Genomic DNA, 15,714 nt, shown 5'->3' with positions numbered 1-15,714 from the left:
ATTATTTATTCTCTGTAAACCCTCAAACTTTAGAATACATTATTTCAGGCAAACATTTCGACGATTCATCTAGTTGAATAAATATTAGAAATACCTGCTGATGGAATTATTACGTACCGTGGAGAGCGATGTGCTCTTAAATAGATATAAAAATATTAGACAATGGACTGAGAAGTTTTGCCTGCCTTTGCACCCTGAAGATATGGTGGCACAGCCCATTATGGACGTGAGCCCTGCAAAGTGGCATTTGGGTCATACTACTTGGTTCTTTGAAACTTTTGTCCTGAAAAAGTTTGTGCCTAACTACCGGCTGTTTGACAGAAATTTTGGTTATGTTTTTAACTCATATTATGACAGTGTCGGCAATAGAATTGACAGGGGCAGTCGAGGGCTTTTGGTAAGGCCGACCACACAACGTATTTATGAATATAGAGACTATGTAGACCGGTATATGTTTGACTTCCTTCAGAAGGGAGATGTGGCTGAAGAGGCTTATAGCTTTATAGAACTGGGGCTTAACCATGAGCAGCAGCATCAAGAGCTTTTGGTCACAGATATTAAATATGTTCTTGGGAATAATCCACTGTACCCTTCTTATCATGCTGCCGAGGTGGTGGATCAGAAACCAGTACCTGAAGGTCAGCCGGAGTATAGTGCTATTGCTGACGGTATTTATGAAATTGGTTTTGTAGGAGACGCCTTTTGCTATGATAATGAAAAGCCACTGCATAAAGTCTATTTAAATGACTTTCAGGTGAGGAATAAGCTTGTCACGAATGGGGAGTATCTAGCGTTTATAGAGGATGGCGGATATGCTGATCATAGGCACTGGCTTACAGAGGGCTGGGCTATGGTCCAACAAGAAAAGACGGTTGCACCTCTTTATTGGCTTGAGCAAGACGGACAGTGGATGGAGTATTCTTTAAGTGGGCTGAAACCTGTTCAGTTGGATGAGCCGGTAAGCCATGTGAGTTTTTATGAGGCAGACGCTTTTGCCCGCTGGGCCGGTAAAAGGCTGCCCAGCGAGTCAGAGTGGGAGGTGGCGGCCTGTAAGCTCAAACCTGATATGGACAACGCTAATTTTTTTGATAGTCAGTTGCTTCACCCTATGCCTGCTACAAGAGGAAATACGCAGCTTTTCGGAGATGTATGGGAATGGACTTATAGTGCCTACCATCCATATCCTGGATATAAAAAAGCAGAAGGGGCCTTGGGTGAGTATAATGGAAAGTTTATGGTCAACCAGATGGTTCTACGAGGCGGGTCTTGTGCTACACCTTCGGAACATTTTCGCCTTACTTATCGTAATTTTTTTCATGCGGACAAGCGCTGGCAGTTTACCGGAATAAGGCTGGCTCAATAAAATTACTACTATGAAAATTGTTGAGAAGGAATTACGGGAAAGAAATAATGAAGCTTTTGCACTGGATGTTTTAAAAGGTTTAAGCCAAGTGAAAAAGTCCTTGCCATCTAAGTATCTTTATAACCACAAAGGAGATGCACTCTTTCGTAGGATTATGAACCTAGAAGAGTATTACCCTACTAGATGTGAAGCTGAAATATTAGAAAACCATGTGGGAGAACTGGCCAGATTCTTAGAAGGAACACCTTTGCTTCAGCTAGTTGATTTGGGGGCCGGCGATGGATATAAAACAAAAATTGTCATAAGACATTTCTTAGAAGCTGAGTTGAACCTAAAATATACGCCCATTGATATTTCTCGTAATTGTATTGATGGCCTTTTAAAGAATGTAAAGGATGAGTTCCCTAGTCTTAAAGGGGAAGGTATTGTGGGGGATTACTTTCAGGGCTTAAAGTCGCTGCGTGACGATCATTCTTCTAGAAAACTGGTGTTTTTCTTGGGTTCTAACATAGGAAATTTTTCACTTAGGGATGCTTATAAGTTTTTGCGGGAGCTGCATAACAGTCTAAACCCAGGTGATTTATTGCTTATAGGCTTTGATCTCAAGAAAGATCCAAGGACGATCATACGGGCCTATGATGATTCAGAAGGTGTGACCGCTGAATTTAATAAAAACCTGTTGAAGCGAATTAACGAAGAGCTGGGTAGTACTTTTGATTTAGAGGCTTTTGATTTTTACCCTTTTTATAACCCTGATACCGGAGAATTGAGCAGCTATTTGGTTAGTAATAAAGATCAGAATGTTTTTATAGAAGACCTAGGCCGTACATTTTTCTTTTCTAAATGGGAAACTGTGCATACTGAGTGTAGCAATAAATATGGATTGAACGATATAGAACGTATAGCTGACGGAACTGGGTTTGGTTTGGTTACTCACTACTTTGACTCTAAACAGTATTTCGTAGATTCTCTTTGGCAAGTGGAGTAAGGCTGCTGTTTCTTATGCAACAGCTCGGTGGTATAATTTGGCTTGGGCAGTAAAGGCATCTTGTAATTTAGGGACGGGAACAACAAATAACCTCAGAGCATTATCAGTTAATATTGATTATTGTTAACTTTACGCACAGCAAAAACACATTTTACCATTGTTTGCGTTAATTATCATATGCTTGCCAAACTAGAAGAACTCAAAGCATCACTTGAAGGTGATTTATTTACTGATAATACAATCAGAACGCTCTATGCGACAGATGCATCTGTGTACAGGGAGCTGCCACTTGCTGTGGCCAGACCTAGGAACAGTGAAGATATAAGAAAGCTTATTGCTTTTGCAGCAAAATATAAAACCTCCCTAATTCCACGAACTGCGGGTACTTCTTTGGCAGGACAGGTAGTGGGGCCTGGTATTGTGGTGGATGTGTCTAAATATATGACTGCCATACTTGAGGTCAATCAAGAAGAGAAATGGGTTCGTGTGCAGCCTGGGGTGGTTCTTGATGAACTAAACAAATATTTGAAGGAGTTTGGCCTGTTCTTTGGCCCTGAAACCTCTACCGCAAATAGATGTATGATCGGGGGAATGGTGGGCAACAACTCTTGCGGTTCTCATTCTATTATCTATGGTACTACCCGCGACCACCTTTTAGAGGTCAAAGGGTTTTTGAGCGATGGTTCGGCAGCGCATTTTGGAGAAGTTTCTGCAGAAGAATTTGAAGAAAAATGCCAACAGGACAACTTGGAAGGTAACATTTATAAGCATTTCAAAACTATACTTTCCGATAAACAGGTTGCTGAAGAAATACAGAAGGAGTTCCCTAAACCATCTATTCGCAGGCGTAACACAGGGTACGCCATTGACGAGTTGCTGGAATGTCAGCCTTTTACCAGCGATGGCGACAAGTTTAATATGTGCCGCCTTCTTGCCGGTTCTGAAGGCACCTTGGCCTTTATGACCGAAATTAAACTTAACCTGGTCGATGTGCCACCTCCTCATAAAGCTGTAGTGGCTGTTCACTTAAATACCATTGATGAAAGTACCCGTGCAAATCTTATAGCACTTAAGTATAATCCTGGCGCTGTAGAACTTATTGACAATATTATACTTGAGTGCACTAAGCAAAATATAGAGCAAACCAAAAACCGCTTTTTTGTGCTCGATGACCCAGGCGCACTGCTAGTTGTGGAATTTGCCAGGGAAACGCGTGAAGAGATAGAAAAAATTGCCGAGGAAATGGAAGCTGAAATGCGTGATGCGGGTTTAGGCTATCATTTTCCAGTGCTTTATGGGGGAGACATTGGTAAGGTTTGGGCTTTACGAAAAGCGGGACTTGGCTTACTGGCCAATGTGCCTGGTGATCCTAAGGCGGTAGCTTGTATTGAGGATACTGCGGTAGATGTTGAAGATCAACCGGATTTTATCAGGGAGTTTCAAGAAATCCTCAAAAAGCACAATATGGAATGTGTGTTTTATGCACACATTGGCGATGGAGAAATTCACCTTCGGCCAATTCTTGATTTGAAAAAAGAAGAAGATAGGCAAAGGTTCTTTACTATTACGGATGAAGTAGCTTCTTTAGTAAAAAAATATAAAGGTTCGCTAAGCGGAGAGCATGGCGATGGTCGGGTGCGGGGAGAGTTTCTTCGGAAAATGATCGGGGAAAAAAACTATGAGCTTGTTGTAGGGGTGAAATCTATATGGGATCCTTATAATATATTTAACCCAGGAAAGATTGTTCATACCCCTAAAATGAACGAATTTCTGCGGTATGAGTCGGGGCAAAAAACCAATGAGTTTAATACTGTTTTTGACTTTTCTGATACGGAAGGCATTTTGAGGATGGCAGAGAAGTGCAATGGCTCAGGCGATTGTCGTAAGTCTCATGTCATAGGGGGTACTATGTGTCCTAGTTTCATGGCAACACGTAATGAAAAGGATACCACAAGGGCTAGGGCCAATATACTTCGTGAGTTTCTTACCCGTTCTCCTAAAGAAAACAAGTTTGACCATGATGAAATCTATGAGGTCATGGACTTGTGCATTAGCTGTAAAGGGTGTAAGTCTGAATGTCCTTCAAATGTGGATATGGCAACATTAAAAGCTGAGTTCCTACAAAATTATTATGAAGCGCGTGGGGTGCCTTTTAGGGCAAAAATGATTGCTAATTTTGGAAAGGCAAATAAAATAAACTCTAATTGGCCGGGGCTTGCCAATTTTGTACAGAAAAATCCGGTAACGGGCAAGTTGCTGAAGAAAGTTTTAGGCATTGCACAACAAAGGCCATTGCCTGAACTCTCTAAAATTACTCTTCGTAAGTGGTTGTCCGCTAACAAGAGTGCGTTGAAACCGAGAGCGGAAATTAGCAGAGGGAAGGTAAACCTTTTCTGTGATGAATATACCAATTACAATGAGTCAGAAATCGGGATTACTGCTATAAAACTTCTTACCAGACTTGGGTATGAAGTAGTGGTGCCTAAGCATCTTGAAAGTGGTAGGACTTACTTATCCAAAGGTTTGGTAAAGGATGCTCAGAAGATAGTTCAAAAGAACTTACAGTATCTTCAAGACAAAGTTTCGCCAGAAGTGCCACTTTTGGGCATAGAGCCTTCTGCCATTTTAAGCTTTAGGGATGAGTATTTAAGACTTGCAGGGGACAAGCTTTTGCCAGTGGCCAAAAAGTTGGCCAGCAGCGCATTTACTATTGATGAGTTTATTGCCTCGGAAATTGATAAAGGACATATAACCTTAGACCAGTTTACGGCAGAAGAGAAAAAAATTAAGCTTCACGGTCACTGCCATCAGAAAGCGCTTTCTTCGGTTTCGCATACAGTGAAAATGCTTTCTCTGCCAGATAACTATTTTGTGGAGGTAATCCCTTCAGGATGCTGTGGGATGGCTGGTTCTTTTGGTTATGAAAAGGAGCATTACGACATTTCTATGCAGATAGGGGAGTTAGTTCTTTTTCCTGCGGTAAGAAAATCTTCAGAAGAGACTATAATTGCTGCTCCAGGGACTAGTTGTAGGCACCAAATAAAAGATGGTACTGAACGCAAAGCTTGGCATCCTGTTGAAATTATGTACAATGCACTTAAATAATATATGAAGTATTACTTTATACTATTGATATTTGGTTTGTTGGCCTGTGGGGAGCAACAAGAAAAAGAAGTTGCTGCTGTGGGCCAGCAAAGAACGGCTGTAGAGCAAAACACTGTATGTGCAGATTCTATTAGAACGGAGGTTTTTGAAACAGAAACAGGCTGGGGGTATAGCATATTTATAAATGAAAATAAATATGTTCACCAGCCCCATATCCCAGCGGTAGCTGGTGTAAAAGGCTTTAACAGTGCTGAGGCTGCAGGCAAGACAGCAGATTTGGTGAAAAGTAAAATTTGTCAAAATATTCTTCCGCCTTCTGTTTCCATTGAGGAACTAGATAGCCTTGGGGTATTGCATTAGTCAGTCGCTACAGACAAGGTAGCAAACCTGTATAGCGCACATAAATAATTAACCTAGTAGTATTGGCAGCTGTTGTAATAGCTGCCATCTTTCCAGCACCTTATTCTCAATGTATCTTTAAACACTTCAGGCTTTAAAATAGACTTACCTTTCAATACCCTTACACATTCCTGTATACCTTCTATGATAGAAGGGTGTGGGTGGATGAGTTCTGAAATTTCTTCTATACTTTTGTCCATGGCTATAAGGAGTGCTACAGCTTGTATGGCACTCGATGCATGTTCTCCAACTGCACGCATTCCTAAGACCCGCATATGGTCATCGTCGGTTACTAAAATTTTAAAAAAGCCTTTGGTGCGCCTCATGGCTATAGCGCGTGGTATTAAGCTATAGTCAATGCTTACCATGCGGTAGCTTATATTTCTTTGTTGGGCTTCCTGCTCATTAATGCCTACGCCTGCCGTTTCGGGGTCTAGAAACATAATGGTGGAGATGTTTTTGTAAGATAATGGCGGTGGGTTTACGCCTGCTATTTTTTCTATTGCGTGCCTGCCCTCTAGCTCGCCCACATTTACCAACGCATATTCCGAAGTTAAATCACCAACAGCGTAAATATTGGGAACATTGGTTTGAGTGTCTATATCTTCAACATGATTTCTTGCGGTCAGCTTTATTCCTGCATTTTCTAGCCCTAAACCTTCCACATTGGTTACCCTTCCTACTGCAACCAGTGCTTTTTCTACTGTAAAAACTTCTGTGTGTCCATCTTTGTATTCCAGCTCGTACTCTACCATGTCGTTTACTTTGTTCATTCTAATGAGTCTGGAATTCTTATGAATAGTTACACCTTTTTCCTCAAGTTGGGTTTGGATTGTATAGGATATATCCTCGTCTTCGAATGGAAGAATCCTGTCAGCTTTGTCTATAATATTTACTTTCGTAGTTCCGAAATTTGCAAAAATGGTGGCCCACTCGCAACCAATTACCCCAGCGCCAAGAATAACCATGCTTTTGGGAAATTCTTGAAAGTGCTCTATCCCGTCGCTGGTAACGATGCTTTGCTCATCTATGGGAATATTGGGCAGTTTTCGAGGTCTTGTCCCGGTTGCTAGTATGATATTTTCTGCATAAACCACCTTTTCGGCACCCTCGCCTGTCTGTATCTTTATCTCATTTTTGCTGAGGAGCTCAGCGCTTCCTTTTATGTAACTGATACAATCAGCGTGTTTTCTTAGCAGGAGCAATAAATGGGTTTCTAGCTGAATTTTTCGAAGTAAAATTGTGTCGTTTACATCTTTCAGCACTTCTCTATAATCTATGGTCAGGTCCTTGTCGGTATATTTGTTTAGCCTTAGGTTGGCTTCCATTACCCCTCTGGAAATTTCCCAGAAAGTTTTAGAAGACAAAGCGCCATTGTATAAGCCTGCTCCCCCAATTTTACTTTTTTCTATTAGGAGTACTTTTTGTTTGAAATCTATAGCACGCATGGCCGCCGCATATCCTGAAGGCCCACCTCCAATCACACATACATCATATCGCTCCATAGTGTATTGTTTTTAAAAAATGCTTTCCGATAGAAGTCTCGGTGAAACTTTGATTGTTTGTTATTTAACTAGTAAAGCTTGTTTTAGTTTTAAAAACTATAGCTTCCTTTTGGCTTCTTTCTGTTTTACAATTTTGCTAATGGTTTAAAAAGTTTGTTATTTAGCACCTCCAACAAAGGAATATGCAAGGTTTTCTTGCAATATTTCAATATCAGTTATGCCTGTGAAACCATAAAACTTGTATGTGTAATGGTAGGCTTGGGGGTGAGCACAAAAGGAAAAGAAATATATGATTATAGGTGGCTTTAAATCATCGAAATAAAGTCTTTTTGCCTGTGCATGTTTAAATTTATTTAAACAATTGTTGACTTTCCTTAGTTAGAAACAGACTTTCCTGTTTTTTTTATGAAATTTCTTAGAAATATTAACATTAAAGCCAAACTGCTCACACTGCTTGTGCTGCTTTTGACTCCACTTATTTATTTTGTTCAGGACAATGTCAGGTCAGAGGTGGCGTCCTTGAACAGACTTAGATCACTTAAAGAAAATGTAGATAACGCCGGTAAACTTGGCATTTTTATTCATGCTTTACAGCGGGAGCGTGCCATTTCTCATGCTTATGTAGCAAGTGGAGGCGAGCTGTTTATTGATGAACTGCACAATCAACGTGCGGAAGTTGATAACTTGATGCGCCGATATTCTGTTGATGAAATCAACAATTTTAATAGCCTCATTGAATTGAGAAGGTTGCCAGAACATAGGGAAAATGTCACTGAACTTAGAGAAGGTGCTCTAGACTTTGACACCTTTTATACCAACCTTATTAGCGGTATGATAGGAGACCTAGAGATGCTGGCAGGATTTATTGAAGGAAATGTCCGGAATGAAATTAACTCTTTTCTAAGCATTGTAAACACTAAAGAGCAGCTGGGGCAGATGCGTACTTTGTTGAGTAGGGCTTTGGTTTTAAATGAGTTTTCTCCATCGTCTTTTAGTGTTTTTGCCTCTAGCAAGGGTGCCTATGATATATATACAGGCGCCTTTCTTGCCGAAGCGCCCCCTAACGTATTCGATTTTTATAATCAAACTTTTAGGGACGATGAAGTTTCTACTACGCTTAGTATCATAGATCATATAATGGAAACGGGTACTTTGGAAGGTGCTGAAATTGACTTAGGCAGATGGTATTCCATTGCTACTGTGGCAATGGATAAGCTGATGGATGTCCAAGACTTTAGCATTAATTACTTGTCTGGACGGTTGAGCGATGAAATAGATGCTGGGCAAAGAGCTATTTATTTTAACATTGGTATTCTACTTGTCCTTATTCTGCTTGTTATTTTAATGTCTTTATACACTATCCGAATTATTAGCGGCCCATTATATAAACTACAGATGGCGGCTGATAGTATAGCTTCTGGAAAAACGGATGTCTCTGTTGACATAGACTCTAAAGATGAAATAGGTGCATTAGCAAATTCATTCAGAGTACTTATAGCTAATACTTTGCAGCTTTCTGAAGTGGCCAATGCCATAGGTTCAGGAAACTATGGAGTGGATGTTAATATACGAAGCGAGGATGATGTATTGGGTATATCCTTACAAAAAATGAAGGAAAACCTGAAGGCACTATCTGTTAATGAAAAAGAGAAGAATTGGCTGCTTTCAGGTTCTGGGGAGCTAGACGATTTGGTGAGAGGAGAAAAAGATTTGGGTACTTTGTCCAAAAAGCTACTGAGTCACTTTTGCTCTTATTTGGACCTGCAGATAGGGGCTATGTATGTAAAAGACGACTATGATAAGCTGAGGCTTTCTGCATCTTATGGATTTAATTTAGAAGAAGCTAATAGTAATGTGTTTGACCTTGGAGAAGGAATTGTGGGGCAAGCGGCTTACGACAAAGAGGTGAAATATTTAGAGCAGGTGCCTGATGGATATTGGAAAGTGAAGTCTGGTGTGCTCAACGGTTACCCTCAGGTAGTAGTAGTTTACCCTTTGATCTTCGAAGGTCAGGTAATGGGGGTTATCGAATTGGCTTCCATGAATGAAATTCAAGAGCTTCAGCTTAAGTATATCGATCAAAATTTAGATCGTATAGCTATTATCATTGCCAATGTAAAAGCTGATATTAAAACAGCAGAACTGCTTTACCAGACTCAAAACCAAGCAGAGGAAATGGAGGCACAGCAGGAAGAATTGAGGCAAATTAATGATGAGCTGAAAGAGCAAAGTCAGCGCTTACAAGCATCGGAAGAAGAGCTTAAGGCTAACCAAGAAGAATTGCAGGAAAAAAATGCAGAGCTGGAAGAGAAAGCAAATCAGCTAGAGGAACAGTATAAGTCAATAAATGGTAAAAACAAGGAGCTGGAAGAGCTAAAAGAGGCCCTTCAGCTAAAAGTAGATCAACTGGAGGTTACTGGTAAATACAAAACGGAGTTTTTGGCCAACATGTCTCATGAACTTCGTACCCCGCTCAACAGTATTCTTATTTTGGCCAAAATTTTATCGGAAAACAAAGCCCATAACTTGACGGAAAAGCAGGTGGAGTTTTGTGAGATTATTCAAAAGTCGGGGAAAGAGCTCCTTTCCTTAATCAATGAGATCCTTGACCTTGCTAAAATTGAATCAGGAAAGGTTTCCCTTGAACTGTCCGATATAAAAATATCTTCGTTGATCAGCGAGGCCCAATATCAAGAACTTGCTAAGGAAAAGGGTATAAAATTTAGCTTAAACGTTGATAATGCCTTGCCGACAGGTAAAGTGCATACGGACGCCTTCCGGTTAGAGCAGATTTTGAAGAACCTGTTGTCCAACGCTTTCAAATTTACTCCCGAAGGTGGTGAGGTTAGTTTGAATATTAAGCCTGCCCCTGATATTACTTTTTATAACCCATCGCTTAAACAAAGTGCGGATGTTATAGCATTTGAGGTAAAAGATTCTGGAATAGGTATACCAGAAGAAAAGCAGCGTTTGATATTTGAAGCATTTCAACAAGCTGACTCTTCTACTAGCAGAAAGTATGGTGGGACTGGTTTAGGGCTTTCTATCAGCAAAGAACTAGCAATGCTTTTAGGAGGTGAAATTCAATTGTACAGCAAACCTGGAGAAGGTAGCTCTTTTACTTTGTATATCCCGGCAAGACTTACTGTGGAAATGGAGAGAGAAGAGGGCGGAGACGGGAGCAAGCCTAAGAAACAAGTACAGCAACAGGCTTATAGTGAAGCCCCAGTAGCGGCCGCCCCTGTTTATGAAAATCCAGAACCTGAGGCTCCACAAGTGGATGTTAGGCCTGGGGACCGATTAATTTTAATTATTGAAGACGATAAAGATTTTGCCGAAGCAGTAAAAGAGGTTGCCGTCAATAAAGGTTTCAAGACCATGGTTGCTCATAAAGGAAGGCAAGGACTTGAAATGGTACAGAAGTATAGACCTGATGCTGTGCTTCTGGATGTGAACCTGCCGGAAATGGACGGTATTGAAATTTTAAAGCAAATAAGGGCCAATAAGCACTTAGAAAATACACCTGTTCATGTTATGTCTGCCGACGATAAGGAAAAAGTGAGCAGGCAGTTGGGCGCAATTAACTTCTTGCAAAAGCCAGTAAGTCTGGACAGTTTACAGGATATATTTAAACAGATTTCTGAAATTAACAATAAGCCTTTAAAGAAAATCCTGATCGTTGAGGACAATACTGTTCAAAACTTATCCATCAAGGAGCTGCTTTCGTCTCGAGGGATTCCTGCTGGTTCTGTTTTCTCTGGCAAAGAAGCCCTGGACGTGCTCAAAAAAGAAAATTATGATTGTGTTATCCTGGACATCAACCTTCCTGATATCAATGGCTTTGACCTTTTGGAACAGTGTAAAGAAATAGATAAGTTAAAAGATACACCCTTTATCATTTATTCAGGGAGGGAACTGTCAAGAGAGGAGGAAAAGCGACTCAGAAAGTATTCCAGCGCTATAATAGTAAAAACAGCAAACTCTTATAACAGGCTGTTGGATGAGGTTGGCTTGTTCCTTCATACGGTAGAAGAAAAGTTACCTAAAGGCAAAGAAAAGCAGTATAAGCTACATAAGCCTCAGGAGGTATTGGCAGGCAAAAAGGTATTGATTGTAGATGACGATATACGGAACATATATGCTTTGTATAATGTGCTGGAGGATCAGTCTATGGAAATATTGACCGCTGGTGATGGAAAAGAAGCACTCGAAGTGTTAGAAAAGAACCCGGATGTCAATATTGTTCTGATGGATATTATGATGCCTGAAATGGATGGCTATGAAGCAACAAGGCAGATAAGAAAAAATGATAAGTTCAAAGACCTGCCAGTTATAGCCATTACAGCCAAAGCAATGAAAGGGGATAAAGAGAAATGCATTGAAGCGGGGGCTTCAGATTATATATCAAAACCTGTAGATACAGACAAATTGTTGTCTCTTATGAAAGTGTGGCTTTACGAAAGTGTTAGAAAGATAATATGACGGAGATTAGTGAAAACAAACTTGAGGAATTGCTGTCGGCCATTTCGAAAAAGTATGGCTATGATTTTATAAATTATTCTAGGGCCTCGATTATTAGACGGGTCTCTAGGTTTATGGAAATTAAGAATATTGACACTGTCATAGACTTAAAAGATCGGATAGTTTCAGACGAGCAGTTTTTTGCGTCTTTTATAGAAGAGTTGACAGTCAATGTAACGGAAATGTTCCGCGACCCCGCTTTTTATAAAAGCTTGAGGGAAAACGTGGTGCCTCAGTTGCACACTTACCCATTCCTGAAAATATGGAATGCAGGATGCTCTAGCGGCGAAGAAGTGTATTCTTTGGCAATCATTTTAGAAGAGGAGGAGCTGTACCATAAAAGCAAAATCTATGCGACTGACATTAATCAGAAGGTGCTCGCCCAAGCAAGAGAGGGAATTTACCATATATCTTTGCTAAAAGACTATACCGCCAATTATATTAGGTCAGGGGGTAGAAAGTCTTTTTCAGAATACTATACCGTGAAGTACAATCATGCTATGTTTGATAGCCGGTTGCGGAAAAACGTTACATTTTCGGTGCATAACTTGGTTAATGATAGCTCTTTTAATGAATTTAACCTGATTATGTGCCGCAATGTACTCATATATTTTAATAAAGAGCTTCAGGAGCAAGTTATTGAGCTTTTCCTGAACAGCTTGTGTATGTTTGGCTATCTCGTGCTTGGCAATAAAGAAACACTTACGTTGTCTAAATTCAGAGACCGCTTTGAAGTGATAGACAAAGAAGAAAGGATCTATAGGAGAATTAGATAATATATGCAGGAAAACAGTCGTGAAGTAGTTGTAATTGGAGGTTCCCTTGGGGGAATGGATGCTGTTGGTAAAATCCTTCATGACTTACCTTATGATTTTGCTATGCCTATAGTTATAGTATTGCATAGGTTGAAAAATGTAAAGAGCGCTCTTGTGCCGTTGTTAGATCAACGTTCAGGATTGCCCGTTACGGAAATAGAAGATAAAATGGAGATGCACAATGGTATGGTTTATGTGGCTCCTGCTAATTATCATGTGCTGATAGAAAAAGAAAGAACTTTTGCCTTAGATTGCTCTCCGCCGGTAAATTATTGTAGGCCTTCTATTGATGTTATGTTTGAAAGTGCAGCTGCTGTTTTGGGTTCTAAATTAATTGGTGTTATTTTAACAGGTGCAAATCATGATGGAAGCAAAGGGCTAAGCCTTATTTCTAAACAGGGTGGCACAGCTTTGGTTCAAGATCCTGCTACTGCCGAGAGTGATATAATGCCTGTTGCTGCAATACAACTTACTGAAAAGTGTGAGGTTATGGATATCAGTGGTATTAAATCTTTTTTAATAGCTGTAAGTAATGAAACTAGAAAAAATAAGTAGTCTTCCGGTAAATGTCCTGCTTGTTGATGATAAGCCTGAAAACCTTTATGCTTTGGAGGAGATGCTTCAGGACAAACATATTCATTTTATAAAGACTACTTCTGGTTATGAGGCATTAAAACAGGCTTTAAAATATGATATTGCACTGGTGCTGCTAGACGTTCAGATGCCGGAAATGAATGGTTATGAGGTGGCCAAGCTGTTAAAGCAAAATAACAAAACAAAAAATGTCCCAATTATTTTTGTTACAGCCTTAAACCAAGAACCAGATTATGTTGCAGAAGGTTACGAAACGGGTGCAGTGGACTTTCTGTTCAAGCCTTTGAACAATACCATTACCAGGGCTAAAGTAAAGGCTTTTATTCAACTGTATTTTCAACAAAAGGATCTCGAAGAAAAAAATGCTTGGCTTGAAAATTTGGGAATGCTGGTTAATACCTCCATTGACCTTATGTGCATCTTGGATAGTGAAAGTCTTAATATTGACATTGCCAATAGCGCCTGGGAAAAAGTATTGGGATACAAACAAGAAGATGTATCTGGTAAAACCTTTCCCAAGTTTATAAAATCATCTTTAGATATCAGCCGGATCTTAAAGGAAGCGGAAGAAAAAAACAATAGGATCGTAAACCTCGAGCTTGAGGTAATATGTGAAGATGGGTCATTGCTATGGTTCAGTTGGGTGTTGGTGTATAAAAAGGGTAAGTGGTATGCCAACGGACGTGATATCGGTAAACGTAAGGAGTATGAAGATGCCTTGAACAAGGTCAATGAAGAGCTGGAGCAAAGGGTGCAGGAGCGAACCTCTGAGCTTACTAGGATTAATAAGGATTTGAAAGAGGAGGTTGTTTTGCGTATGACAGCTGAAGAAGAGCTAAAATCTATTAATCAGCAGCTGCTAAAAACAAATGCCGACCTTGACAACTTTGTATATACAGCGTCTCATGACCTTAAATTGCCAATCGCTAACATGGAGGCGCTGGTCTCTTCTCTTCAAGAAGAGGTTACGGATGACGAGGGAGATGTTATTCAAATGCTCAATATGCTCAAGAAGTCTTCAAGGCAGCTTAAAGAAACAATCGATGACCTTTTAGCTATTATAAAACAACAAAAGAATGGCAGCTCTAAAAAAGAACAGGTTGATTGCGATAAGGTGCTTGATGAAATTATATCTAGCATTAAAGATTTAATAGAAGATACGGGGGCTATTATATATAAGGATTTTAAAGAGTGTAACATCCTTAACTTCCCAAGGGCTAACTTAAAAAGCATTATATACAACTTGCTTACCAATGCCATTAAATACCGGTCGCCTGATCGTACGCCAGAAATTCATATTCGTATGCGAAAGCAAGGTGAATATTACTTGTTAAGTGTTAGGGATAATGGACTTGGTATTAGCAAAAAAGATCAGGGAAAACTCTTTGCCCGGTTTAAAAGGCTTCATGACCATGTAGAAGGTAGTGGTATAGGTTTGTATATAGTCAAGGAAACTGTGGAAAAGCATGGCGGCAAAGTTGAGCTAGAAAGCGAAGAAGGAAAAGGGTCTGAGTTTAAAATTTTCTTTAAACCATAAGTCTCTTTTTTCTGTTTTTTAGTACATCTATAGCTGTCTCTAAAGCCAAATATTTTTCAGAAAAAGTATGCGTAATTCAACGTAGCTATGTATTTTTCGTATAAATTCTGCAAGTAAATATCTTTTTAGAATTTATATGTTAATACATAGAAACATAGGAAATATTCTTACAGACGATGATTATGGCATCCAAGGGGAGTATCTTGTTTCTATAGGTTTTGAGAGCGAAAGCACTTTTTTAGATTCCGGAAAAAGGTCTATAGATATCCCTCTGGTCAAAGAAAACCTAGTAGTCCTCTGGCAAAAGATTCCCCAAATATTTGAACATGTTCAGGTAAAAGAGTGCTTTATTTCTGATAATAAGTTCTACGGTATTATATGTATTGATATTTATGGCAGGAAGGGTGCGCAACCAATTTATAGCAGTATTTCTCAACTTGATATTACTGTTGGGCTGGTTATTGCACAAAAGAATCCTTATTTGGTAGAAGGCTCTTTGTTCCATATAATTAATTGGTTTAAGGCAGCTTCATTGGCAGAAATCAAAAAGAGCCAAGCTTGTTTTTTATGGCAATCAGGATATGATGAGTTTAAATTTAATTTATCAGAAACAGTTCCCCCAATAAGAGAGTTAGTTTTTCAGTTAAATTGATTTATTTTTTTAACCTTATTTATAGGTAGCTGCTTTGGCTTTAGGCGAAGGAGTGGTTAGGAATCTTTTAGAAAATTAGACTTTTGTAGTTTTTAAAACTGAATTATACGATAGGCTTAGTCATGGTTAAGACACAAATGTGAGCGAAGCTACTGATTTGATTTATTTTGCTACGTAATAGAAAGTTTTATTCTCTAGTTCAGCTTTAAGTGGAACTGCACTTATATTTTTCTTT

General features: G+C 39.5%; 10 protein-coding genes. 9 read left to right on the top strand and 1 reads right to left on the bottom strand.

The window, feature by feature from the left end; all coding sequences use genetic code 11:
* The first annotated feature begins 100 nt into the window (after positions 1 to 100).
* The 4 genes from egtB (at position 101) to RCC89_01475 (ending at position 5,816) form a co-directional block, all read left to right on the top strand.
* Positions 101 to 1,363 carry an ergothioneine biosynthesis protein EgtB gene (egtB, locus tag RCC89_01490; GenBank protein WMJ71850.1) on the top strand — a complete coding sequence of 421 codons (1,263 nt, stop codon included), beginning with the start codon at positions 101 to 103 and terminating at the stop codon, positions 1,361 to 1,363.
* Between the two features lie 10 nt (positions 1,364 to 1,373).
* Positions 1,374 to 2,351: an L-histidine N(alpha)-methyltransferase gene (gene egtD / locus RCC89_01485; protein WMJ71849.1), complete on the top strand. Its 978-nt coding sequence runs from the start codon at positions 1,374 to 1,376 to the stop codon at positions 2,349 to 2,351.
* 177 nt (positions 2,352 to 2,528) lie between these two features.
* Positions 2,529 to 5,456, top strand: a complete 2,928-nt coding sequence (locus RCC89_01480) for an FAD-linked oxidase C-terminal domain-containing protein (protein WMJ71848.1) — start codon at positions 2,529 to 2,531, stop codon at positions 5,454 to 5,456.
* Positions 5,457 to 5,459: 3 nt separating this feature from the next.
* Positions 5,460 to 5,816 (top strand): DUF4907 domain-containing protein, encoded by a 357-nt coding sequence (locus tag RCC89_01475; GenBank protein WMJ71847.1) that lies wholly within the window; start codon positions 5,460 to 5,462, stop codon positions 5,814 to 5,816.
* Positions 5,817 to 5,869: 53 nt separating this feature from the next.
* On the opposite strand, the gene RCC89_01470 is transcribed toward RCC89_01475, so the two are convergent.
* Positions 5,870 to 7,360 (bottom strand): NAD(P)/FAD-dependent oxidoreductase, encoded by a 1,491-nt coding sequence (locus RCC89_01470; protein ID WMJ71846.1) that lies wholly within the window; start codon positions 7,358 to 7,360, stop codon positions 5,870 to 5,872.
* 405 nt (positions 7,361 to 7,765) lie between these two features.
* Between RCC89_01470 and RCC89_01465 the strand changes: the two genes are divergently transcribed.
* The 5 genes from RCC89_01465 (at position 7,766) to RCC89_01445 (ending at position 15,479) form a co-directional block, all read left to right on the top strand.
* Positions 7,766 to 11,842, top strand: coding sequence for a response regulator (locus tag RCC89_01465; GenBank protein ID WMJ71845.1), 4,077 nt, complete (start codon positions 7,766 to 7,768; stop codon positions 11,840 to 11,842).
* The gene (locus tag RCC89_01460) at positions 11,839 to 12,657 is read left to right on the top strand and encodes a protein-glutamate O-methyltransferase CheR (GenBank protein WMJ71844.1); all 819 of its coding nucleotides are present in this window, start codon (positions 11,839 to 11,841) and stop codon (positions 12,655 to 12,657) included. The genes RCC89_01465 and RCC89_01460 overlap by 4 nt, the downstream gene beginning before the upstream one ends.
* A gap of 3 nt (positions 12,658 to 12,660) precedes the next feature.
* Positions 12,661 to 13,251, top strand: coding sequence for a chemotaxis protein CheB (locus RCC89_01455; GenBank protein ID WMJ71843.1), 591 nt, complete (start codon positions 12,661 to 12,663; stop codon positions 13,249 to 13,251).
* The gene (locus RCC89_01450; protein ID WMJ71842.1) at positions 13,229 to 14,827 is read left to right on the top strand and encodes a response regulator; all 1,599 of its coding nucleotides are present in this window, start codon (positions 13,229 to 13,231) and stop codon (positions 14,825 to 14,827) included. The genes RCC89_01455 and RCC89_01450 overlap by 23 nt, the downstream gene beginning before the upstream one ends.
* A gap of 136 nt (positions 14,828 to 14,963) precedes the next feature.
* A complete protein-coding gene (locus tag RCC89_01445; protein WMJ71841.1) occupies positions 14,964 to 15,479 on the top strand; it encodes a hypothetical protein in 516 nt (171 codons plus the stop codon).
* The last annotated feature ends 235 nt before the right edge of the window (positions 15,480 to 15,714 follow it).

This window comes from Cytophagaceae bacterium ABcell3, assembly GCA_030913385.1.
Taxonomy (GTDB): Bacteria; Bacteroidota; Bacteroidia; order Cytophagales; family Cytophagaceae; genus ABcell3.
This window is presented reverse-complemented; position numbering and strand designations above follow the sequence as displayed.

Bases quoted from the DNA above. Each gene is read 5' to 3' on its own strand.
- RCC89_01480 (WMJ71848.1), top strand. From the start codon at position 2,529: ATGCTTGCCAAACTAGAAGAACTCAAAGCATCACTTGAAGGTGATTTA.
- RCC89_01460 (WMJ71844.1), top strand. From the start codon at position 11,839: ATGACGGAGATTAGTGAAAACAAACTTGAGGAATTGCTGTCGGCCATT.
- RCC89_01465 (WMJ71845.1), top strand. From the start codon at position 7,766: ATGAAATTTCTTAGAAATATTAACATTAAAGCCAAACTGCTCACACTG.
- RCC89_01445 (WMJ71841.1), top strand. From the start codon at position 14,964: ATGTTAATACATAGAAACATAGGAAATATTCTTACAGACGATGATTAT.
- egtB (WMJ71850.1), top strand. From the start codon at position 101: ATGGAATTATTACGTACCGTGGAGAGCGATGTGCTCTTAAATAGATAT.
- RCC89_01455 (WMJ71843.1), top strand. From the start codon at position 12,661: ATGCAGGAAAACAGTCGTGAAGTAGTTGTAATTGGAGGTTCCCTTGGG.
- RCC89_01450 (WMJ71842.1), top strand. From the start codon at position 13,229: ATGAAACTAGAAAAAATAAGTAGTCTTCCGGTAAATGTCCTGCTTGTT.
- RCC89_01470 (WMJ71846.1), bottom strand. From the start codon at position 7,360: ATGGAGCGATATGATGTATGTGTGATTGGAGGTGGGCCTTCAGGATAT.
- RCC89_01475 (WMJ71847.1), top strand. From the start codon at position 5,460: ATGAAGTATTACTTTATACTATTGATATTTGGTTTGTTGGCCTGTGGG.
- egtD (WMJ71849.1), top strand. From the start codon at position 1,374: ATGAAAATTGTTGAGAAGGAATTACGGGAAAGAAATAATGAAGCTTTT.